General features: G+C 63.5%; 20 protein-coding genes and 1 pseudogene. 16 read left to right on the top strand and 5 right to left on the bottom strand.

Annotation, left to right across the window (positions count from 1 at the left end; all coding sequences use genetic code 11):
- A pseudogene (locus tag EOA24_RS05325) lies at positions 1 to 656 on the bottom strand (peptidoglycan-binding protein); the annotation flags it as partial.
- A 453-nt stretch (positions 657 to 1109) separates the two neighbouring features.
- Here EOA24_RS05325 and EOA24_RS05320 point away from each other — a divergent pair.
- From EOA24_RS05320 to EOA24_RS05285, 8 genes are all read left to right on the top strand, one after another.
- Positions 1110 to 1574: a MerR family DNA-binding transcriptional regulator gene (locus EOA24_RS05320; RefSeq protein ID WP_126083563.1), complete on the top strand. Its 465-nt coding sequence runs from the start codon at positions 1110 to 1112 to the stop codon at positions 1572 to 1574.
- Positions 1575 to 1801: 227 nt separating this feature from the next.
- Entirely contained in the window at positions 1802 to 3598 is a 1797-nt protein-coding gene (locus EOA24_RS05315; protein ID WP_127257783.1) for an acyl-CoA dehydrogenase, read from the top strand.
- Between the two features lie 52 nt (positions 3599 to 3650).
- Positions 3651 to 4823 carry an acyl-CoA dehydrogenase family protein gene (locus tag EOA24_RS05310; RefSeq protein ID WP_126079361.1) on the top strand — a complete coding sequence of 391 codons (1173 nt, stop codon included), beginning with the start codon at positions 3651 to 3653 and terminating at the stop codon, positions 4821 to 4823.
- Between the two features lie 33 nt (positions 4824 to 4856).
- Positions 4857 to 6065 carry an acetyl-CoA C-acetyltransferase gene (locus EOA24_RS05305; protein ID WP_126079360.1) on the top strand — a complete coding sequence of 403 codons (1209 nt, stop codon included), beginning with the start codon at positions 4857 to 4859 and terminating at the stop codon, positions 6063 to 6065.
- A 12-nt stretch (positions 6066 to 6077) separates the two neighbouring features.
- Positions 6078 to 8297: a 3-hydroxyacyl-CoA dehydrogenase NAD-binding domain-containing protein gene (locus EOA24_RS05300; RefSeq protein WP_126079359.1), complete on the top strand. Its 2220-nt coding sequence runs from the start codon at positions 6078 to 6080 to the stop codon at positions 8295 to 8297.
- 12 nt (positions 8298 to 8309) lie between these two features.
- Positions 8310 to 8852, top strand: a complete 543-nt coding sequence (locus EOA24_RS05295; RefSeq protein ID WP_126079358.1) for a thioesterase family protein — start codon at positions 8310 to 8312, stop codon at positions 8850 to 8852.
- Between the two features lie 95 nt (positions 8853 to 8947).
- Positions 8948 to 9586: a helix-turn-helix transcriptional regulator gene (locus tag EOA24_RS05290; protein ID WP_126079357.1), complete on the top strand. Its 639-nt coding sequence runs from the start codon at positions 8948 to 8950 to the stop codon at positions 9584 to 9586.
- Positions 9587 to 9596: 10 nt separating this feature from the next.
- Positions 9597 to 10487 carry a thermonuclease family protein gene (locus EOA24_RS05285; protein WP_245467260.1) on the top strand — a complete coding sequence of 297 codons (891 nt, stop codon included), beginning with the start codon at positions 9597 to 9599 and terminating at the stop codon, positions 10485 to 10487.
- Here the strand turns inward: EOA24_RS05285 and EOA24_RS05280 are convergent.
- Positions 10450 to 12099: a lysine--tRNA ligase gene (locus EOA24_RS05280; protein WP_126079356.1), complete on the bottom strand. Its 1650-nt coding sequence runs from the start codon at positions 12097 to 12099 to the stop codon at positions 10450 to 10452. The two genes, EOA24_RS05285 and EOA24_RS05280, sit on opposite strands and share 38 nt — an antisense overlap.
- A 209-nt stretch (positions 12100 to 12308) precedes the next feature.
- Between EOA24_RS05280 and EOA24_RS05275 the strand changes: the two genes are divergently transcribed.
- On the top strand, positions 12309 to 12722 hold the full coding sequence (locus tag EOA24_RS05275) for a tellurite resistance TerB family protein (protein ID WP_126079355.1): 414 nt from the start codon (positions 12309 to 12311) through the stop codon (positions 12720 to 12722).
- Positions 12723 to 12737: 15 nt separating this feature from the next.
- On the opposite strand, the gene EOA24_RS05270 is transcribed toward EOA24_RS05275, so the two are convergent.
- Positions 12738 to 13559, bottom strand: coding sequence for a transporter substrate-binding domain-containing protein (locus tag EOA24_RS05270; protein ID WP_189343263.1), 822 nt, complete (start codon positions 13557 to 13559; stop codon positions 12738 to 12740).
- Positions 13560 to 13837: 278 nt separating this feature from the next.
- Here EOA24_RS05270 and EOA24_RS05265 point away from each other — a divergent pair, with 278 nt between their 5' ends.
- The 3 genes from EOA24_RS05265 (at position 13838) to EOA24_RS05255 (ending at position 16247) form a co-directional block, all read left to right on the top strand.
- On the top strand, positions 13838 to 14569 hold the full coding sequence (locus tag EOA24_RS05265; protein ID WP_126064819.1) for a LuxR family transcriptional regulator: 732 nt from the start codon (positions 13838 to 13840) through the stop codon (positions 14567 to 14569).
- Positions 14570 to 14844: 275 nt separating this feature from the next.
- On the top strand, positions 14845 to 15483 hold the full coding sequence (locus EOA24_RS05260) for a GNAT family N-acetyltransferase (RefSeq protein ID WP_126079353.1): 639 nt from the start codon (positions 14845 to 14847) through the stop codon (positions 15481 to 15483).
- A 14-nt stretch (positions 15484 to 15497) separates the two neighbouring features.
- A complete protein-coding gene (locus EOA24_RS05255; RefSeq protein ID WP_126079352.1) occupies positions 15498 to 16247 on the top strand; it encodes an enoyl-CoA hydratase-related protein in 750 nt (249 codons plus the stop codon).
- Positions 16248 to 16368: 121 nt separating this feature from the next.
- Here EOA24_RS05255 and ppk2 read toward each other — a convergent pair whose 3' ends face one another.
- Complete coding sequence (gene ppk2, locus EOA24_RS05250; RefSeq protein WP_126079351.1) at positions 16369 to 17274, bottom strand: polyphosphate kinase 2; 906 nt, start codon at positions 17272 to 17274, stop codon at positions 16369 to 16371.
- Between the two features lie 202 nt (positions 17275 to 17476).
- Here ppk2 and EOA24_RS05245 point away from each other — a divergent pair, with 202 nt between their 5' ends.
- From EOA24_RS05245 to EOA24_RS05235, 3 genes are all read left to right on the top strand, one after another.
- The gene (locus EOA24_RS05245; protein ID WP_126079350.1) at positions 17477 to 18742 is read left to right on the top strand and encodes an ATP-binding protein; all 1266 of its coding nucleotides are present in this window, start codon (positions 17477 to 17479) and stop codon (positions 18740 to 18742) included.
- Positions 18743 to 18850: 108 nt separating this feature from the next.
- Complete coding sequence (gene phoU / locus EOA24_RS05240; RefSeq protein WP_126079349.1) at positions 18851 to 19573, top strand: phosphate signaling complex protein PhoU; 723 nt, start codon at positions 18851 to 18853, stop codon at positions 19571 to 19573.
- Positions 19574 to 19757: 184 nt separating this feature from the next.
- Positions 19758 to 20762, top strand: coding sequence for a magnesium and cobalt transport protein CorA (locus tag EOA24_RS05235; RefSeq protein WP_126079348.1), 1005 nt, complete (start codon positions 19758 to 19760; stop codon positions 20760 to 20762).
- A 141-nt stretch (positions 20763 to 20903) separates the two neighbouring features.
- Here EOA24_RS05235 and EOA24_RS05230 read toward each other — a convergent pair whose 3' ends face one another.
- A complete protein-coding gene (locus tag EOA24_RS05230) occupies positions 20904 to 21422 on the bottom strand; it encodes a GcrA family cell cycle regulator (RefSeq protein WP_042641251.1) in 519 nt (172 codons plus the stop codon).
- Between the two features lie 357 nt (positions 21423 to 21779).
- On the opposite strand from EOA24_RS05230, the gene EOA24_RS05225 reads away from it, so the two are divergent.
- Positions 21780 to 22508: aspartate aminotransferase family protein (locus EOA24_RS05225; RefSeq protein WP_133374463.1), on the top strand; the 729-nt coding region annotated here is incomplete at its 3' end.

The following is a 22508-nucleotide window of genomic DNA, read 5'->3' as shown; positions in this document are numbered from 1 at the left end:
CGCGCCAACGTGTCCAGCGCGCCCTTCACCTGTTCCAGTTCCAGCCGCAGCAGATTGACGCTGCGGTCATCACTTTTTTCGGCGAGCGACTGGATCGCTCCCGAAAGCCGCTCGAATTCGAGGCCGAGCTCGGCGCTGCTCTTGTCGGGCATCGCGCCGCGCTGGCTGTTGGCCTGCAGGGCGCGGTCGATATCCTGGCGAAACGCCTCGAATTCGCGCTGCAGGCCGGCGGTCATCTGGTGCCGAAGTTCCTCGCGCAGCCCGCGCAGCTCGACGGCGATCTTGCCGACCATGGCGACGCTGTCTTCCTGGCCGCGCACCCGGTCGATGTCGCGCGCGATCGCCTGATAGGCGGGCGCGGGGTTTTGCGGGGCGCGCTCCTGCGGCCACGGATTCTGCGGCGCCCGATCCAGGGGTCTTTGCACGGCATAGGGATCCTCATACCAGCGCGGCGCCTGGCCGTAAGGCTGCGTGCTGGGATAACGCGGCTCGGCGGTCGGCCGTCGCGGGTCGGGGCGGTCGGGCATGTCGGCGCGCGTCCGGTCCAGCCTCTGCTCGAGCGTTTCGAGCGAGCGGTTCAGTTCTTCGAGCGAGGCATGCGGCCGACGTTGCCTGCCGGCGTTGAGTGTATCGAGATAGGACCGCTTGCTGTTCATCGATGCGCCCGTGTTCAGAGTGGCCGGCCAAAGACCGGTTTCCCAGTAGCCTGCCGGGTACGAAGCGAGCCGAGCGGTTTTGCTGCGGAGGAAGACGAGCTTCCCGGGTTTTACCCGCGCTTCGAAAACCGTGAAAAATTCGCTACAGGATAACCACGGGTGACCGACATGCGCACATTTCGCCCAACGTGGTAAACAAGGCGTTAACCAAGCTTAAGAAGTCGCGCATAAATCGTGAGCGGCATTTCGGGTGCGGCATAAAGGTTCGCTCCGACAACGCCCTTGCGTCACCCTGCGGCTGTCGATATAGGATTGACGTAAACGTAAAAGGTGCGAAGCCGTGCCTCTTGCGATTGATTTGTTGTTGCAACCACGATTGGAAGCACGCCCCCGCTTCCATTCAGGCGACGCTTGGTCCGCGACCGCGACGCCACCAGGGGAATGCCAGTGACCATGAAACTTGTTTCGCCCGGCGAAGCCGCGGCCAATACCAATGACATACCAGCCGAGGCAGGCGAGGAATTCGTCCGCATCGGTGAGATGGCCAAGAAATACGGCGTGACGCTGCGCACGCTGCGTTTCTATGAAGACAAGGGCCTTCTCAATCCTCATCGCGACGGCTCGACCCGTCTCTACACGCGCCGCGACAAGGCTCGGCTGAAGCTGATCCTGCTCGGCCGCAAGGTCGGGTTCTCGCTGCGCGACGTCAAGCAGATGATGGATCTCTACGATCCGACCGGCACCAACACCAAGCAGCTGCGGCTGGCGCTCGACAAGTCGGAGAAGCAGCTCGCTCGCCTGCAGAAGCAGCGGGCGCTGATCGATGATGCTATCGGCGAGCTGAGCAACTCGATGTCGGTCGTGCGGCAGATGCTCGTCGAGCGCACCGCGCCGCCGCAGGCCAGCGCCGCCGGCTGATCGCCCGCTCTTCCGGAATACCGGGACGTAGAAAGCCGCGTGGCTATGGCCGCGCGGCTTTTTTGTCGTCACAATGCCTGACCGCTCACAAAAATTTCAGGCTGCGACGAAGTTGACGTTTACGCAAACGTCAATATTTGCTATCGCAACATCGACATTGGCCCGGTCTCCCTGTCCGGGAGAGGCGACTTGCCGGCCGGGCCGGGACTGTAAGGGTGGAGGAAGGCATGACGATCTACAGGGCCCCGATCCAGGACACGCTGTTCGTGCTCAACGACGTGCTGGGCTATCAGCGCTATTCCAATCTTCCGGGCTTCTCGGACGCGACGCCCGACGTGGTCGAGGCGATCCTCGCCGAAGGCGCCAAGCTCGCCGAGAACGTCATGCATCCGCTGAACCGGGTTGGCGACATGGAAGGCTGCGTGCGCCATGACGACGGCTCGGTGACGACGCCGAAGGGCTTCAAGGACGCCTACGACCAGTATCGCGAGGGCGGCTGGATGGGGCTTGCAGCACCCGCCGAGTTCGGTGGCCAGGGCCTGCCCTATGCGGTCCACACTGCCGTCTCCGAATACATGATTTCGGCCAACATGGCGCTGATGATGTATCCCGGCCTGACGCAAGGCGCCATCGCGGCCATCGTCACCCATGGCACGGACGAACAGAGGGCCACTTGGCTGCCGAGGCTGATCGAGGGCGGCTGGACCGGCACCATGAACCTCACCGAGCCGCATTGCGGCACCGATCTCGGCCTGCTGCGCACCAAGGCCGTTCCCAACGGCGACGGCACTTACAGGATTTCCGGCCAGAAGATCTTCATCTCCGCCGGCGAGCACGACATGTCGGACAACATCGTCCATCTGGTGCTGGCCCGCGTCGAGGGCGCGCCGGAAGGCGTCAAGGGCATCTCGCTGTTCATCGTGCCGAAGTTCAAGCTTGATGCCGCTGGCAATCCCGGTGAGCGCAACACGCTCTCCTGCGGCTCGATCGAGGAGAAGATGGGCATCCACGGCAACTCGACCTGCGTCATGAATTATGACGAGGCCGAGGGCACGCTGCTCGGCGAATTGAACGGCGGCTTGAAGGCTATGTTCACCATGATGAACGAGGCCCGCCTCGGCGTCGGCCTGCAGGGGCTTTCGGTCTCCGAGATCGCCTATCAGAACGCCGTCTCCTACGCCAAGGACCGGCTGCAGGGGCGCTCGCTGTCGGGTGCCAAGGCGCCGGACAAGAAGGCCGATCCGATCATCGTCCATCCCGACATCCGCCGTTCGCTGATGACCATGAAGGCCTATAACGAGGCCGGCCGCGCGCTGGCATTGTGGACGGCGATCAAATCCGACGTCGCGCATCGTTCCGGCGACGACAAGGACCGCCAGGCGGCCGACGATTACACCGGCCTGATGACGCCGGTGGTCAAGGGCGTGCTCACCGACAAGGGTTTCGACCACGCGGTGATGGCCCAGCAGGTGTTCGGCGGCCACGGCTATATCGAAGAGCACGGCATGAGCCAGTTCGTGCGCGATGCCCGCATCGCCATGATCTATGAAGGTGCCAACGGCATCCAGGCGCTCGACCTCGTCGGCCGCAAGCTGGCGCAGAATGGCGGTCGCGCCGTGCAGGCCTTCCTCAAGGAGCTCGGCGAGTTCTGCGAGGAGAACCGCACTGATGAGAAGATGGCGCCCTTCACCAAGGCGCTGAAGAAGGGTCTCAACGACCTGCAAGCGGCTACGATGTGGCTGGTGCAGAACGCCATGGCCAAGCCCGACAACGCAGGCGCCGCCTCGACCGACTACATGCATCTCTTCGGTCTCGTGGCGCTGGGCTATATGTGGGCCCAGATGGCGAAGTCCGCGCAGGCCAAGCTCGCGGAAGGCGCCAACGGCGCTGCGCCATTCTACGATACCAAGCTGGTCACGGCGCGCTTCTTCATGGAGCGCATCATGCCGGAAACGGCGACGCGGCTTGCCCGCATTTCCAGTGGCGCGGACACGCTGATGGCGTTGCCGGCGGAAGCGTTCTAGATTCGGCGGGCCGGCGCCGCCGGCCCACAATCGTCGGAACGCGGAGGAAAACGTGGCGACAAATCCAGCCGAAATTCTTGGTCTTCCGAAGCCCGCCTGGGCGGCGGACGAGGTCGGCATGCTCTACGACATGGCGTCCCGCTTCATGGCCGAAGAGATCGCGCCGCGCTATGACGAGTTCGAGAAGAACGAGATGTTCGACCGAGAGAGCTGGCTGAAGGCGGGCGCCGCCGGGCTGCTCTGCGCTTCCATGCCGGAGAAATATGGCGGCTCGGGCGGGACTTTTGCGCATGAGAGCGCGATCATCGAGGCGATCGGCCATGTCGGCGTCGACGGTTTCGGCATCGGCCTGCACAATTCGATCGTCGCCCCCTACATCCTGCACTACGGCTCCGAGGAGCAGAAGCAGAAATGGCTGCCCAAGCTCGCGACCGGCGAGCTGATCGGCGCCATCGCCATGACCGAGCCCGGCGCCGGCTCCGATCTGCAGGGCGTCAAGACCCGTGCCGAGAAGGACGGCAACCACTACAAGATCAGCGGCTCGAAGACCTTCATCACCAATGGCCAGCTCGCCAATCTGATCATCGTCGTCACCAAGACCGATCCGGACAAGGGCGCCAAGGGCACCTCGCTGATCGTCGTCGAGACCGACGAGGCCGAGGGTTTTCAGCGCGGCCGCAACCTCGACAAGATCGGGCTGAAGTCGAACGACACGTCCGAGCTGTTCTTCAACGACGTGCGCGTGCCGACCTCCAACCTGCTCGGCCACGAGGAAGGCAAGGGCTTCGTCCAGCTGATGCAGCAATTGCCGCAGGAGCGCCTGCAGATTGGCACGGGCGCGATCGCCATGATCGAGCGGGCGCTGGCGCTCACCATCGATTACGTCAAGGAACGCAAGGCCTTCGGCAAGGCCGTCATCGATTTCCAGAACACCCAGTTCAAGCTGGCCGAACTGAAGACCGAGGCCACGATCGGCCGCGTCTTCTACAATGACTGCGTCGCCCGCCACATCGACGGCGGCCTCGACCCAGTGACCGCCTCGATGGCCAAATACTGGCTCAGCGACCTGCAGGGCAAAGTCGTCGACGAATGCCTTCAACTGCATGGCGGCTATGGCTACATGAATGAATATCCGATCGCCCGCATGTACCGCGACGCCCGCGTCCAGCGCATCTATGGCGGCACCAACGAGATCATGAAATTGCTGATCGGGCGCTCTCTCTGAGCGCGGCGGCCGGCAAAGCCAAGGAGCACGAAAATGACTGAGGCTTACGTCTATGACGCCGTGCGCACGCCGCGCGGCAGGGGCAAGAAGGATGGCGCGCTGCATGAGGTGCCGGCGGTGCGGCTCGCCGCGAAGACGCTCGAGGCGTTGCGCGACCGCAACGGGCTCGACACGGGCAATGTCGACGACATCATCTTCGGCTGCGTCGACCCGGTCGGCGAGGCGGGCTCGGTCATTCCGCGCGCCGCCGCCTTCGAGGCCGGCTACGATACCAAGGCGCCGGGCATGCAGATCTCGCGTTTCTGCGCTTCGGGCCTCGACGCCATCAATTTCGGCGCCGCCAAGATCGCGCAAGGGGCGGACGAGATCGTCATTGCCGGCGGCGTGGAATCCATGTCGCGCGTCGGCATGGGCATGTCCGGCGGTTCCTGGTTCATGGATCCGTCCGTAGGCCTGCCCGGCTGGTTCGTGCCGCAGGGCATCTCGGCCGACCTGATCGCCACGAAATACGGCTTTTCCCGCGATGACGTCGACGCCTATGCAGTCGAAAGCCAGAAGCGCGCCGGCAAGGCGTGGGAAGAGGGCCGCTTCAAGAACTCGGTGATCCCGATCAAAGACCAGAACGGCCTGTTGATCCTCGACCGCGACGAGCACATGCGGCCCACGACCGACATGCAGTCGCTGGCCTCGCTCAACCCGTCCTTCGTCATGCCGGGCGAAATGGGCGGCTTCGACGCGGTGGCGGTGCAGAAGCACCCGGAGGTCGAGGAAGTGAACCACGTCCACCATGCCGGCAATTCGTCGGGCATCGTCGACGGTGCTGCCGCCGTGCTGCTCGGCTCGAAGAAGGCCGGCAAGTCCATGGGCCTGAAGCCGCGCGCGCGCATCCGCGCCTTCGCCAATATCGGCTCGGAGCCGGTGCTGATGCTGACCGGTCCGGTCGACGTCACCGAGAAGCTCTTGAAGCGCGCCAAGATGAAGCAGTCGGACATCGACCTGTTCGAGCTCAACGAGGCCTTCGCCTCCGTCGTGCTGCGCTACATGCAGGCCTTCGACATCCCGCATGACCAGATCAACGTCAATGGCGGCGCGATCGCCATGGGCCATCCGCTCGGCGCCACCGGCGCCATGATCCTGGGCACGGTGCTGGACGAGCTGGAGCGCCGCGACCTCACCACCGCGCTGGTCACGCTCTGTATCGGCGCCGGCATGGGCACCGCCACCATCATCGAACGCGTCTGAGGGAGAGAAGAGATGAGCTACACCAATTTCACCCTCGACGTGGATGCCGACGGCATTGCCTTGATCACCTGGGACATGCCGGATCGTTCGATGAACGTCTTCACCGAAGAGGTGATGCGCGAGCTGGACGCCATCGTTGATAAGGTGGTCGGCGATGCCGCCATCAAGGGCGCGGTCATCACCTCCGGCAAGGATACATTCTCCGGCGGCGCCGACATCACCATGCTGCAGAAGATGCTGGCCACCTTCGCCGCGGAAAAAGAGAAGGATCTCGACAAGGCGACCAAGGCGCTGTTCGAGAATGCCGGCTATATGACCGGCCTGTTCCGCAAGATCGAGACTTCCGGCAAGCCTTGGGTGTCGGCGATCAACGGCACCTGCATGGGCGGCGCCTTCGAGATGTCGCTTGCCTGCCACGGCCGCGTCGCCGCCGATTCCGACAAGGTGAAGATGGCGCTTCCCGAAGTGAAGATCGGCATTTTCCCGGGCGCCGGCGGCACCCAGCGCGTGCCGCGGCTGACGGACCAGCAGCAGGCGCTGCAGATGCTGACCACCGGGCAGAACCTGTCGCCGCAAAAGGCGAAGCAGATGGGGCTGATCCATGAGATCGCGGAGCCGAAGAAGCTCGTCGAGACCGCCAAGGCGATGATCAAGAACGGCCTGAAGCCGGTGGCGCCCTGGGACGAGAAGGGCTTCAAGCTGCCGGGCGGTCCGATCTATTCGGCGGCCGGCGCCAATCTCTGGCCGCCGGCTATCGCCATCCTGCGCCGCGAGACCTATGGCAACTATCCGGCGGCGGCCGCGATCCTGAAATGCGTCTATGAAGGCCTGCTGGTGCCGTTCGACACCGCGCTCAGGATCGAGCAGCGCTATTTCACCGAGATCATGCAGACCAAGGAAGCGGCGGCGATGATCCGCTCGCTGTTCCTGTCGCTGCAGGAACTGAACAAGGGCGCGCGGCGCCCGGCCGGCGTGCCGGAAACCAAGTTCAAGAAGATCGGCATTCTCGGCGCCGGCTTCATGGGCGCCGGCATCGCCTATGTCACCGCGCGGGCCGGCATTCCGGTCGTGCTGCTCGACCGCGACCTGGCTTCGGCCGAGAAGGGCAAGGCGCATTCCGACAGCCTGATGGCCGATCAGGTCAAGAAGGGCCGCGCCAAGCCGGAAGACAAGGACAAGCTCCTGTCGCTGATCACGCCGACGGCGGACTATGCCGACCTTGCCGGCTGCGACCTCGTTGTAGAGGCGGTCTTCGAGGATTCGGGCGTGAAGAAGGATGCCACCGAGAAGGCCGAGGCGGTGCTGAAGTCGTCGGCGATCTTTGCTTCCAACACGTCCACGATTCCGATCACCGCCCTGGCAAAGAACTCGGCGCGGCCGAAGAACTTCATCGGCATCCACTTCTTCTCGCCGGTCGACAAGATGATGCTGGTGGAGATCATCCTCGGCAAGAAGACGGGCGACAAGGCCCTGGCCGTGGCCTTCGACTTTGTGCGCGCCATCAAGAAGACGCCGATCGTCGTCAACGACACGCGCGGCTTCTACGTCAACCGGTGCGTGCTGCGCTACATGTCGGAAGCCTACAAGATGCTGATCGAGGGCGTCCCGGCGCCGATGATCGAGAACGCCGCCAAGGCCGCCGGCATGCCGGTCGGCCCGCTCGCTCTGACCGACGAGACGGCCGTCGACCTTGCCCAGAAGATCATGAAGCAGACCATCCGGGATCTCGGCGAGAAGGCGGTCGACCCGAAGCAGATGGCGCTGATCAACACCATGGTCGACAGGCATGGCCGCTTCGGCCGCAAGAATGGCAAGGGTTTCTACGACTATCCGGCGAAGCCCGCGAAGAAGAAGCTGTGGCCGGGCCTGAAGGACCTCTATCCGCAGCTCAACCCTGACAAGATCGACTATGAGGAGTTGAAGCAGCGCCTTTTGGTCACCATCGCGTTGGAAGCGGCGCGCGTGATGGAGGAAGGCATCGTCACCGACCCGCGCGAGGCCGATGTCGGCTCGATCCTCGCCTTCGGCTTCGCGCCCTTCACCGGCGGCGCACTCTCCTACATCGACGGCATCGGCGCCAACCGTTTCGTCAAGATCGCCAAGGGCCTGCAGAAGAAATATGGCGCCGAGTTCAAGGTGCCGAAGCTTCTGCTCGACATGGCCGAGAAGGGCGAGACCTTTTACCAGCGCTTCGACCCCTACCAGAAGGGCGAGGTCAGAGAGGCGGCCTGACGAACCCCGACCATGTATGTCTGGGGGCGAATGGCACGCACCATGGCCACGGCGTCGAGCCGTGGTCCCTATCGGGCCGGCGAGGAAAGCCGGCTGGCCTTTCGCTGCCTGCCGATCGACATCGACTTCAACCTGCATCTGAACAACGCCCGCTACATGATGCTGGCCGATCTCGGCCGCATCGACATCTTCCTGCGCATCGGCCTCATCGCGCTGGCGCGCAAGAATGGCTGGGCGCCGATGATCGGCGGGCTTGAGGTCGCCTATGTGCGCGAGATCAGGCTGTGGCGCCGCTTCGAGGTCGTCTCGTCGATCGAGACCTGGGAAGGGACGTCAGTCATCGGCCGGCACCGCTTTGTCCTCGATGGCGGCGAGACGGCGGCACTGATCCTGACCACGGGCGGCGTCTATGACCGCGGCGGGCGTCGCTTCCTCGACATCGACGAGGTCGTCGCGGCGCTCGGCCGCGCCGCCCGGCCGCGTCCGCCGACCGAAACCGAGCGCGCCTTCATGATTTCGCACAAGAATTTGCGCGAGCAGGCCAAGCAGGTCTGATCGTCGGCGATCCGACCCTTCGCCAGTGGACAATCAGATGGTCGCGCGCTAGACAGGCTTGAGGCATTTTTTCCTGTTTTCGAAGGAGAGCGGACTTGCTCTCACACGATCGCGTCTGGGCCGCAATCGACGCTCTCGCCGAGCGCTATTCGCTGTCGGCTTCCGGCCTTGCCCGGCGCGCGGGCCTGGATTCGACGGCCTTCAACAAGTCGAAGCGCCTGTCGTCCGACGGAAGGCCGCGCTGGCCCTCGACCGAATCGCTGGCCAAGATCATCGAGGCCACCGGCGCGTCGCTCGAGGAATTCACCGGACTGGTCGAAGGGCGCGCTGCCTCCGTCGCCCAACACCGCAGCGCCGTTCCCCTGCTCGGCTTCGCCCAGGCCGGCGCGGGCGGCTTCTTCGACGATGCCGGCTATCCGGCGGGGCAGGGCTGGGATCTGGTCGAGCTTCCCGCGCGGGCGACCGAGACCTCATACGCGCTGCAGGTGCAAGGCGATTCCATGCTGCCGCTCTACCGCAATGGCGATGTGCTGATCGTCGAACCCGGCGCGCCGACGCGCAAGGGCGACCGTGTCGTCGTCAAGACCACCGCCGGGGAGGTGATGGCCAAGGTGCTCGACCGGCAAACGGTGAAGTCGATCGTGCTGGTTTCGCTCAACCCCGCCCATCCGGACCGTGACATCCCGACGCGCGAAATCGAATGGGTGGCGCGCATCGTCTGGGCGAGCCAGTAGGTTCGGGCCGGTGCGGCTTCTTCAAATCATCCTGACGGTTCTGGCGGTTCCGGTGATGGCCGCGCTCGTTGTGGCGGGCGGCCGCGTGGTCAAGGGGCATGAGAGCGTCATCACAGTCGATCAGATCGATCCCATCGCCGATGCGCTCCCCATTTCCGGGGACGATGCACTCTCCGCCTCCGGCGCGAATACGCTCCCGGAAGAGCCGACGACCGCGGCCATTCCCGCGCCAGCCGCTCCACCGAACCCCGCTGTTCACTCGAGGGCCATCGATCCCGACGTCGTGGCGCCGCCCGAGCTGTCGGACCAGGAACTCGAACGGGTCGAACCGCGCGCGCCGCTCAGCGATCTGGCGCTGGCCGGACCGCCCAAGCCGCCCAAAACGAAGATGCCGGGCGACTGGAACGGCACCAAATTGTTCCAGCCGGTCGCCACCGCCGCCGGGCTGATCGAGGCGAAGGGCTATGCGGTCTCCGTGTCCGGCGTGGACGCCGTCAAGACGGACGAGACCTGCAGCGACCAGGGCCAGACCTGGGCCTGCGGCACGCGCGCCAGGACAGCCTTCCGCGCGTTCCTGCGCGGCCGAGCGGTCGCCTGCGCGGTGCCGCCGGAGGGCGGCCGCGATACCATTTCCGCCGAATGCCATATCGGCAATCAGGACATCGGCCAGTGGCTGGTCGAGAACGGCTGGGCGCGCGCCGCGCAAGGCGGCCCCTATGTCGAGGCCGAGAACAAGGCCCGCTCCGGGAAGAAGGGTATTTTTGGCCCGGCGCCGAAGCTTGACGGCCTGCCGGCGGTGCCGGCCATGTCGGGTCCGGCGCCCGTGGCGCCGGATTCGATCCTGCCGGCCGAGGGCGGCGCCGTTACGCCGCCAACTGACCAGCCAGCGCCCGCTCAATAAGCGCGCGCGTCTCGGCAATGCCGTAGAGTGCGGCGAAGGAACCGAAGCGCGGTCCGCGTTCCTGCCCGATCAGCACCTGGTAGATCATCTGGAAGAAGGCGACGGACACGCCGGGTCCGCCTTCCGGGCTCTGCTTGGAATGGTCTTGGTAGCGCTCGATCTTGCGCGCCACGTTGAGCGCGGCATTCTGGATCGCTTCGCTGTCGGCGCCTTGCGGCAGCGCGCCGAGCGCGTCGGAAAGCCTCGCCAACGCCTCGCGCTCCACCTCGTCGGCGGCGCGGTAAACCTTGGTCGGCTTCACGAAGTCGTCGAAGTAGCGGATCGCGTAGCCGGTCAGCCGGTCGAGCTCCGGATGCGTCTTCGGCGTCACGCCAGGCGCATGCCGCGAGATGAAACCCCACAGCACCGCCTTGTCATGGGCGTTGGAGGCGCTCACCAGGTTGAGCAGCAGCGCGAACGGCACCGGCAGGTCGATGGCCGGCGGGTTGCCGTCATGCATGTGCCAGACCGGATTGCCCAGCCGCTCCTTCCAGTCCTGGCGCGGATAGGCGCCAAGGAAAGCGTAATACTCGTCCACCGCCTTCGGGATGACGTCGAAATAGAGCTTCTTCGCCTGCCGCGGCCGCTGGTACATATAGAGGCCGAGGCTCTCCGTCGGCGCATAGGTCAGCCACTCGTCGATGGTCAGGCCATTGCCCTTCGACTTCGAAATCTTCTGGCCTTCCTCGTCGAGGAACAACTCGTAGACGAAATGCTCCGGCGCGCGGCCGCCGAGGATGTTGCAGATGCGGTCGTAGATCGCCGCATTGGTCTGGTGGTCCTTGCCGAACATCTCGAAATCGACGCCGAGCGCCGCCCAGCGCATGCCGAAATCCGGCTTCCACTGCAGCTTCACATGGCCGCCCGTGACGGGCAGCGTCGTCTCGGTGCCTTCGTCGTCGAAAGTGACGGTGCCGGCCTTTGCGTCGACATTTATCATCGGCACGTAGAGCACGCGGCCGCTCTTCGGCGAGATCGGCAGGAACGGGCTGTAGGTCGCCTGGCGCTCCGGCCCGAGCGTCGGCAGCATCACACCCATGATGTCGTCATAGCGTTCGGCGGCGCGCAGCAGCACCTCGTCGAAGCGGCCGGCCTTGTAGTACTTGGTCGCGCTGGCGAACTCGTAATCGAAGCCGAACGTGTCGAGGAAGCGGCACAGCATCGCGTTGTTGTGGTCGGCGAAGCTCGCATAGTCGCCGCCGAACGGATTGGGCACCGAGGTCAGCGGCATATGCAGATAGGGCTCGAGCGCGGCGCGGTCCGGCACGTTGTCGGGGATCTTGCGCATGCCGTCCATATCGTCGGAGAAGCACAGAAGCTTGGTCTTGACCTTGTCCTGCGTCAGCACGCGGAAGGCATGCCGCACCATGGTTGTGCGCGCCACCTCGCCGAAGGTGCCGATATGCGGCAGGCCGGACGGGCCGTAGCCGGTCTCGAACAGCACGGTCTCGGGGAAATCCTTGCCCTTGTACCGGGCGATGATTTTCTTCGCTTCCTCGAACGGCCAGGCCTTGCTCTCGGCCGCCGCGGCAAGCATCTCGGGATTGAGATCGATGATGTTTGATCCCGTCATATCGAAGTTCCAGTCATGGCCGTCTTGCGGCGGATAAGATTTGTCGACCGGTCTCTAGGCGCGACGGGCCGGAGCGTCAACGATTTGCGGCGGTTTTCCTTGCGGCGCCACACTCGCGTCCCTACGTTCGAGCCTCACTTCCAAATGCATGTCACCCAGAAGTGTGTCGCGGTTTGTGGGAATGACATGCACGCTGCCAGGAGTTTTGAATGCCTTTGTTGACGCCGCACGAAGCCCTGATCCACCTGATGGTCATCACCTCGGCTTCCGATCGGGACATGACCGATGTCGAGCTGGCGCGGATCGGCGACGTCGTCCGTTCCTGGCCGGTTTTCGTCGACTTCAACCAGGACAGGCTGATTCCAGTGGCGCAAGCCTGCCAGAAGGCGCTGCATGAGAAGGGTGGGCTGGAAGGCGTGCTGGCCCGCATTGCCGAAGCGCTGCCGGAGCGGCTGCGCGATACAGCCTACGCCGCCGCTTTCGAGGTCGCCGCCGTCGATCTCGAAATGCGCATGGAGGAGGTCAGGGTGCTGCAGCTCATCCGCCTCAAGCTCGATCTCGACACGCTGACCGTGGCCGCGATAGCGCGAGCGGCCAAGGCGCGCCTACGCACGCTGACTTAGCGTTGGCAGCAACCTTCAGAAGAAGCTGACGGGAAAATAGCGCAGATAGAACTCGGCGAAGGTGCCCTTGATCGAGATTTCCTGCAGCGCATAGTCGAAGGCGGCGGCCAGCGCCGGATCGCCCGCCCTGGTGGCGATCGCCATGCCCGAGCCCAGATATTCCGGCGCCAGATACGGACCGCCAGCAAAGCGGCAGCAGCCGGCCGCGTCGGAGCCGCCCAGCCAGAAGGCGAAACGCATGCCGTCGCCGAAGGCGGCGTCGACCTTGCCGGCCTTGAGATCGGCATAGAGGGCTTCCGGTGTTTCGAAGGTCACCACCTGCACGGTGCTGAAGTAATCGCGCAGCATTTTCTCATGCGCCGAGCCGGCGACGACGCCGACCCGCTTGCTGCGCAGCTTGTCGAGGATCGGCTCGGCGAAGGCCTTCGCCTTCGGCATGATGAAGCGTGCCGGGAACTGCATATAGGAGCGCGAGAAGGCGTATTTCTCGCGGCTCGCTGGCGTCGCCGCGATGCCGGCAATGATCGCCTCGCCCTCGCCCTTCTGCAGGGCATCCTCCAACTCGTTCCACGGCAGGGCCTGGATCTGGCATTTCTCGGCGACGCCCAATTCCGCGCAGATTGCCCGCGCCAGGTCGATGTGGAAACCGGACAGGCGACCCGCGCCGTCGAGGAAGTTGAAGGGCGGAAAATCGGTGGTTGTGAGGAATCTGAGTCGCGGCAGAGCGGAGAGATCGGGTTTCGGCAACCGCTCCTTGGCATCCCACAGCACCGGCACCTGCGGCTCCGCGCCTTGAGTCGCGCCGGCAAAGGGCAATACGCCGGCAAGTGCGGACATCAGGGCCAGAGTTATCCACCGCAAGATCACGATATGGCTCCGCCCTCGTCCCCGTTCGCAGGCTTTTCGTATGAAAATGATGCAGGCACAACGGTTTTTGATTTCAAGCGGTTAAATTAAGCGTATGGTTCAACCCGTTGCAAACGACCCTGCGCGCCGGAAGGGGGAAGCTACCGGCTTTGCGGAGATCATTGCGACCCGTGGTTGATGGCGAAGGGGTGTTCGAGCGTCTACTATCGGCAATGAAAAAGCAGAAGCAACATGGGGTAGATGTTGCGATGGGCCTGTTTGACAGAACTCTGGAATATATTGACCAGTTGCAGAATGCTGGCACCGCGGCGGCGGTTTGCGAGAGGCTGCTGGGCGTCACTTCGAATTTCGGCCTGACCGCCCTGATGGCGGGAACCGTGCCGCAACCTGGCACGCCACGCGGCCGGCAGAAACAGCATGTGATGCTTTGCGATTGGCCCGGGGAATGGCTGGAGCGCTACGTGGCGCGCAACTATGTCGACCACGATCCGGTCGTCAGTCACATGAAGCAGCTTCAGGCGCCGTTCCAATGGCGGGACGCGTCCAAGAACGCCGTAATCGACAAGAGCAGCGACGAGGTCATGGGCGACGCGCGCCAGTTCAAGCTGCGCGATGGTCTTGCGTTTCCGTTGGTGACGCTCGACGGCCAGATCGTCATGGTCTCGCTGGGCGGTGAATCCGTTGAACTGTCGGACCAGGAATTCGGAATGGTCTCGCTGGCGTCGACCTATGCGATCGGCCGCGCCATGCAACTGCACACCAAGGCCGACAGCGTCGTCGATCATATAGAATTGACGGCACGTGAGCGGGAATGCCTGCAATGGGCGGCCGTTGGCAAGTCCGAATGGGAGATATCTCAAATTTTAGGCATCTCGGAACATACTTCCGAGAAACATCTTCTCAACGCCAAGAGCAAACTCGGCGCAGCCAATCGGGTGCAGGCAGTCGCGGAAGCGATCAGGCGTGGCTATATTAGCTAGGTCGGCCGTGCCGAGCTGGAAAATTTCAGCCTACGCGATCACGTGATATTTCCAGAAAAGCGCAGCCGAATCTCCCTCTTGGGAGAGGGCTAATGATTTCTTAACGCCAAATCAAACTGGGCACCGCCAACCGTGTGCAGGCTGTCGCGGAGGCGATTAGGCGTGGCTATATTAGCCGGATCGGCCGTGCTGGCCTAGAATTCTTGCCTACGCGTTCGCGTAATATTTTGGGGAAAGCCCGGCCGTATCATCCTCTTAAGCCCAGGAGACGGCTAATGCTTTTTGCCCTTACCACTCAGGAATTGATGGAACGCCCCGACCTTTGGGAGGCCGTCCATCGCCTGCGCTACAAGATCTTCGTCGAGGAGATGGGATGGACCGATCTCGACCGTCCCGACCAGCTCGAGATAGATCAGTTCGACCATGACGAGGCCGAACACCATCTTGTGATCCGCAACGGCGAACTGGCCGGTTACCAGCGCATGCTGCCGACGACGCGGCCGCATCTTCTGACGGACGTGCTGTCCGATCTCTGCGAGGGGCAGTCCCCCTCGGGACCGAATGTGTGGGAACTGACCCGCTACGCGGTGGCTCCGGGTTTTCGTGACGGCAAGCGCGGCGTCTCGACGGTCGGCACCGAACTGATCGCCGGCTTCGTGGAATGGGGCCTGAAGCGCAACGTCAACCAGGTCATCATCGAGTTCGAGCCGATGTGGGTGCTGAGAGCCCTGCAACTGCACTTCCTGGCAAAGCCGCTGGGCTACCAGCGCACCTATGGCAACCAGCAGGTCGTCGCGACCCTGCTCACCTTCACCGAGCATACGCTCGAGGTCGTGCGAGCCCGCCGCAACCACTTCCTGCCGGTGCTGAACCGGGGTTATCCGGGCCTGCTTGGCCTGAAGCAGGCTTCGTGAGCCGGGAGGTGATCATGAGTTTCCATCCCGAACCGGAACTGCGCGGCCATACACTGGTCGTCACCGTGTCCTCGCATGACGGCCGGCCGGTGCTAGATCGGCATGCCTATGCGAGCCTTGCCAGGACCCTCCACGAGGCGGCCGTCAATGACGAGGTCCGCGTCGTCATGCTGCGCGGCCTTGCCGGATGCTTCTGCCTTGGCGGCGATTTCTCGGAGTTCCTCGATGCCACCAAGCACCGGGAACTGATCGCCGCGGTCACCGACATGTTCCGCATGCTGGCGACCTTCCCCAAGCCGGTGCTTGCCTGCGTCGACGGCGATGCCGTCGGCGTCGGCTGCACCATCCTGTTCCACTGCGACATGGTGATCGCCTCGAAGGGCAGCACCTTCAGGGTGCCGTTCGTCGATTTCGGCCTGGTGCCGGACGCGGCGACCAGCATCCTGGCGCCCCAGAAGCTCGGCTATGCGGGCGCCTTCCGCTTCTTCTGCCTGGGCGACACGCTCGGCGTCGAGGATGCCAAGGCCCTCGGCCTTGTCGGCGAGATCGTGACGGAAGGCAGCGCCGAGGAAGCAACGCTGGCGAGGGCGAAACAGCTCGCCAAGAAGCCGGTGGCGGCATTGCTGCAGACGCGGAGCCTTCTCAAGGGCGATACGGCGGTGTTGTGCGATCGTATCGACCACGAGATCACGCTGTTCCAGCAGGCGCTTCAGGATGACACCACGCTGAAGCGGCTGCAGCGGATCGCCCGCCTAGCCGCCTGAGCGGCCGGCATGAAAGTCTCAGCGCCGCGCGAGCCGAAAGCCGCGCGGCGCTGTAATTCATGCTCTTGATTGGTGTATCCCGTTTTTCCGGGACCGCCGCGCACCTCCGGGCGACAGTGCGTCAGTCCTTCAGGAACCCCGGCCCTTCGCCGATGATCTTCTTGTCGGGCTTGCCGACGGCATCCAGGTCGCGGCCATCATAGGGCAGCGACAGAAGGATACGCTGGATCACCGCAAGCCGGGCGCGGCGCTTGTCGTTGGCGCGCACGATGATCCAGGGCGAGAATTCCTTGTGCGTGCGCTCGACCATCTGGTCGCGCGCCTTGGTGTACTCGTCCCATTTGCTGACGCCGGCGATGTCGATCGGCGAGAACTTCCAGTTCTTCAGCGGCGACCAGCGGCGGTCATGGAACCGCTCGAGCTGGGTCTCGCGACCGATATTCAGCCAAAATTTGAAGAAATGGATGCCTTCGTTGCAGATCATCCGTTCAAAATGCGGTGTCTCGTCGAGGAATTTCTCATGTTGCTCCGGCGTGCAGAACCCCATGACCGGCTCGACACCGGCCCGGTTGTACCAGGAGCGGTCGAAGGTGACGAATTCGCCCGAAGTCGGGAAATGGTCGACATAGCGCTGATAATACCATTGCCCGGCCTCGGTCGGCGTCGGCTTGGTCAGCGCGACGTTGCGGGCAGTGCGCGGGTTCATGTACTGCCGCAGCACGAAGATCGTGCCGCCCTTGCCGGCCGCGTCTCTGCCCTCGAACAGCGCCATCACCCGCTTGCCGGTCGCCTGAAGCCAGGCCTGCGCCTTGACCAGTTCGATTTGCAGCCCTTCGAGCTCCTTTTCGTAGTCCTCGCCCTTCATCTTCTTGTCGTAAGGATAGGCGCCGGCCGTCAGCTTGTTGTCCTCGATCCAGTCCGGCAGGACCGGATTGTCGATGTCGAACTCGCGCTCCTTGCCGCCGATCTTGATCTTGATCGGTGTTGTGGCGGGTGCCGCTTCAGCCGTTTGCTTGGCTTTTTTCATCCGGACGAACCTTTCCAGTTTGCGGACTCATGCTATGGAGCCTTGGCGGCGTGGCGCTCCCTCCGGACGCTTACACGCCGTAGCATTTTGATTTTGCGCATGAACCTTCGCGAAAATCGATCCTGATTTTCAAGAAGCCCATGCGTCGGGCCGGTCCAGCGAGCCGCTGACCGGTCGACGGGATGCGGGGTAGCACGGGCCTATGGCAGAGACCGGCGCGGGGCAGGACAGCAGGGGGCAAGCCTGGGCGGCGCGGCTTCGGGGCAACCGCTGGCTGCTTGCCGCGGGCGTTGTCGCGGTCATCGCCGTCTATTCTTTCGCCGGCGCTTCAATCTACGTGCTGGTGCCGGCTTTGGCCCTGTTGGCGGCCGCGGCGATGCTGCCCGCGGACGCCGAGCGCCGGTCGACCGAGACAGGCGCGGCGATCGAGGCCAGCGGACTGCAGCGGCTCTCCGGCGAGTATCTGGCGGCCGCGGTCGCCGATCCGCTGATCATTTTCGACCATTCCGCCGCGATGGTTCACGCCAACGCCGCCGCCTTCGCCGCTTTCGGCGGCCTGGCGCCGGGCATGTCTCTGGCATTGAAGTTTCGCGCGCCGGAAATGCAGGCGCTGCTGGACGGCATCCTGTCGGGCGAGGTCGCCGCCGATGCGGTCGACTACACCGAAAAGCTGCCGGTGGAGCGGACATACCGGGTCAGCGCGTCAACGGTCGGCCATGCCACAGGCCTTTATGTGCTGGTGTTCAAGGATCAGAGCGAGACGCGCCGCATCGACCGCATGCGGGCCGACTTCATCGCCAATGCCAGCCATGAATTGCGCACGCCGCTCGCCTCGATCGCCGGCTTCATCGAGACGCTGCGCGGGCCGGCCCGGAACGATCCGGCGGCGCGCGACCAGTTCCTGCAGATCATGCAGAACCAAACGGGACGCATGGCCCGCCTGATCGACGATCTGCTCTCGCTCTCGCGACTGGAGATGAAACCTTATCTGAGGCCGGGCACTGCGGTCGATCTTCGCCAGACGATCGACAGCGTCATCGATTCGCTCGAGCCGCTGGCCAGCGAGAACGGCATCGTCATCGAGCGGGACTTCATCGATGGCCCGGTTTCCGTCCCCGGCGACCGCGACGAACTCTTCCAGGTTTTCGAGAATCTCCTGGAGAATGCCTGCAAATACGGCCAGTCAGGCGGACGCGTGACCGTATCCATGGCACGCGTCGAGGACGGTCAGGACCCAGGCATCGACGTCACCATAAGAGACTACGGTCCGGGCATTGCCGAAGAACACATCCCGCGCATAACCGAACGCTTCTACCGCATCGATGTCGAAAACAGCCGCACCCAGAAAGGCACTGGGCTTGGCCTTTCGATCGTCAAGCATATATTGAGCCGTCATAACGCAAGATTGTCGATCAAGTCGGAAGTCGGCAAGGGTGCGGCGTTCACGGTTCATTTGCCGGCTCGCTGATCGTGTACCGGTTGCCAACCGAGATTTTCTTCTTTCTGTCATGCGGTTCGCGTATCAGCGACAGATTGAGGGAACGCACCAGCCGGCACAAACCGGGAAGGCATATCGATGCAGTCCGTGCATACAGTCAGTGCCTATGACGAAGAGCTGAAATTCCTGTCCAAGCGCATCGCGGCGATGGGCGGCCATGCCGAGCGCATGGTCGAACAGGCTGTCGCGGCCCTCGTCAATGTCGACCATGGCCTTGCCCAGAAGGTCATCCAGGACGACATCGTCCTCGACGAGGGGCAGCGCGAGATCGATGACAAGGCCATCATCATCATCGCCAGGCGCCAGCCGATGGCGACGGATTTGCGTGAGATCGTCGGCGCGATCCGCATCTCGGCCGATATCGAGCGGGTCGGCGATCTTGGCAAGAACGTCGCCAAGCGCGTCGCCTCGGTCGACGGGCGCCAGCCGAACAGCCTTTTCCGCGGTCTGGAGGCGCTTGCCAACCTGGCGCTGACGCAGCTCAAGGAAGTGCTCGACGTCTACGCCTCGCGCTCGGTCGAGAGGATCGGCTTCGTGCGCGATCGTGACGACCAGATCGACGCCATGTACACCTCGCTGTTCCGCGAGCTTTTGACCTACATGATGGAAGATCCGCGCAACATCACGCCCTGCACGCATCTTCTGTTCTGCGCCAAGAATATCGAGCGTATCGGCGACCATGCGACCAACATCGCCGAGACCATCTACTACATCGTCACCGGCGACCAGATGCCCGCCGAACGGCCGAAGGGCGACAAGACCGACAAGGTGGTGCTGCCAGGCACGGTGCCGGCTAAGTGAATTCAGGCCCCTCGAACGGTTTTCTGATTTAGGCTAAGCTCTCCAGTGCGTTTCACCGTTTCACGGAAGCGGCGAAACGCCCAACTATTGTTTTTACGCAATTCCGGGCGGAAAACCGCTCACACTTTTCCTGGAATTGCTCCAGGCACGGCGAATTGTCAGTCGCAGTCTCGGGAGGTTTGCGATGGAACAAGTTCGAAACCTGACCCCGGCCCCAACGTCGGGCATCATTGCGTCCAGCGTCTATTTGGGCGGCAAGCGTGTCGCCGACATCGCGATCGAACAGGCCGGCGAATGGGCGGCCAAACCCGGCCATGTCGTCTGGATTGGCCTGCTCGAGCCCGACCGCAACCTTCTGCTTAGGGTGCAAGCGCAATTCCACCTGCATGACCTCGCGATCGAGGACGCCGAGCACCCGCATGCGCGCCCGAAGATCGAGCAATATGGCGATGCCCTGTTCATCGTCGCCCGCACCGCGCAATTGATCGACGGTCGCGTCACTTTCGGCGAGACGCATCTGTTCGTCGGCACCGGCTACATCGTCAGCGTCCGGCACGGCCCGTCGACCTCCTACGCCGCCGTTCGCCAGCATTGGGAAAGCTGCCCGCATTCACTGGCCAAGGGTGAGGATTTCGTCCTCTACGCCATCCTCGATTTCATCGTCGACAATTACATGCCGGTGCTGGAGCAGATCGAAGACGAGGTCGAGGCGATCGAGGACAAGGTGCTTCTGAAGCCGATGACTGGTTCGGATATCGAGCGCCTCTACATGCTGCGCCGCGATCTCCTGCGGCTGCGCAACGCGGCCTTGCCGCTCGTCGAGGTCTGCCGCCGGCTGACCAGCGCCGACCTGCCGCAGATCCATGCCGCCATGCATCCGCTGTTTCGCGATGTGACCGACCACATCCGCACCGTGCAGGAAAAGATCGACTCCCTGCGCGAGGTTCTGGCCTTCGCTTTCGAAGCCAGCCTGCTCGTCGGACAGAGCCAGGAAACGGCGATCTCGAAGAAGCTCGCCTCATGGGCCGCCATCCTGGCGGTGCCCACCGCCTTCGCCGGCATCTACGGCATGAACTTCTCCGACATGCCGGAACTGAAGATGGAATATGGCTATCCCATCATCCTGCTGGTGATGGCCGCGATCTGCTCGTTCCTGTATTGGCGATTCAAGAAGAATGGGTGGCTGTGAAGAGAGGGGAGTAGGGCAGTAAGGCAGTAAGGCAGTAAGGCAGTAAGGGAGTGGTCATACGGAGCGACTGGCGAAACGTCGCGCGTGAAGCGCTCTTTCCCCTATTCCCCTCCTGCCTTACTCCCCTATTCCCTTATTCCCTTATCTTGCCCTGCGCCGTTCCGCCGCCGGCTGGAACGCAACCCGGGAATGATACTTGCAATACGGTCCCGTTTCGGCGGCGTCGTTGCCGCAGAAGCTGAAGTCTTCCGAGAGCGGGTCGCCATTCGGCCATTTGCAGGTGCGTTCGGTCAGCTCGACGAGCTGCAGATTGCGCGAGATCGGAACCACCACGTTCTCGACCGGGCGGATGTAGTGGCGCGCGACCGGCTCGGCGTCGAACTGCACCTGCAGCGCGGTGGCGCCGATGGTGGCGGTCACATGGCGCGCCGGGCTCGCCGCGCGGGCCACCGATTTCTGCATCGAGGCGCCTTGCGTCGCCTTCTTCTGGCGCGCCGGGGCAGCCGTCGCGCGGCCGCGGCCCGACAGCTTCAGGCGATGCACCTTGCCGATGACGGCATTGCGGCTCACTCCGCCAAGCTGTGCGGCAATCTGGCTGGCGCTCAGGCCCTCCGACCACAATTTCCTGAGAAGTTCTACCCGCTCGTCAGTCCAGTTCATGAGACCGCGCTCCTGCTAATGCGTGCGGCAGCCAGAATCCTTTCCCGAGCCGGCTCTCGCCGGGCAAACGACACCACATGTACCGGGTGATCTAGGTCCGCCGCACGAAATATAGTTATTTCTCGACTACAATTACCTTATGCGCTGACTCGGTGACAAGAGTCCCAAAGGCAACACCGATTCGGTTTTTACGGTTTTCCCCAACTTGCCTGACCACTGATGGGCCGGAGTGGCGTCGGGGCTTGCCACGCGCTTCTGCGTGACGTTTTCGTTGACTTCATGGCCGAAAAACATGATAAGCCGCAAAGGCCGCCGCATTGGCGGCTTTTTTGATTTCCGGTTCCGGAGACGCATATAATGAGCGGTTCGGCGCTTTACGAGACCTTTGCCCGCGCACCCCTGGCCTTCGACCGTGGGGAGGGGACTTGGCTGGTCACCGACAAGGGCGAGCGATATCTCGACTTCGCGGGCGGCATCGCGGTGAATTCGCTGGGCCACAGCCATCCGCATCTGGTCGCGGCGCTCACCGAACAGGCCGCCAAGCTCTGGCACGTCTCCAATCTCTACGAGATCCCGGAACAGCGCCGGCTGGGCGAGCGGCTGGTCGATGCCACCTTTGCCGACAAGGTGTTCTTCACCAATTCAGGCGCCGAGGCGCTGGAATGCGCCATCAAGACGGCCAGGCGCTATCAGTTCGTCAAGGGCCATCCGGAGCGGTTTCGCATCATTACCTTCGAAGGCGCCTTCCACGGCCGCACGCTGGCGACGATCGCCGCCGGCGGCCAGTACAAATACCTCGAGGGCTTCGGGCCCAAGGTCGAAGGCTTCGACCAGGTTGCATTCGACGACATCGATGCCGCGGAAAAGGCGATCACGGCGGAGACCGCGGCCATCCTGATCGAGCCCGTGCAGGGCGAGGGCGGCATACGCCCGGTGCCGACGCAGTCCTTGAAACGGCTGCGGCAGCTCTGCGACCAGCACGGCCTGCTTCTGATCTTCGACGAGGTCCAGTGCGGCATCGGCCGCACCGGCAAGCTGTTCGCGCATGAATGGGCCAGCGTCACGCCCGACCTGATGGCGATCGCC

The sequence above is a fragment of the Mesorhizobium sp. M2A.F.Ca.ET.039.01.1.1 genome (assembly GCF_003998035.1).
GTDB lineage: Bacteria > Pseudomonadota > Alphaproteobacteria > Rhizobiales > Rhizobiaceae > Mesorhizobium.
Note: the sequence above shows the minus strand (reverse complement) of the source record. Positions and strands in the feature narration are given on the sequence as shown.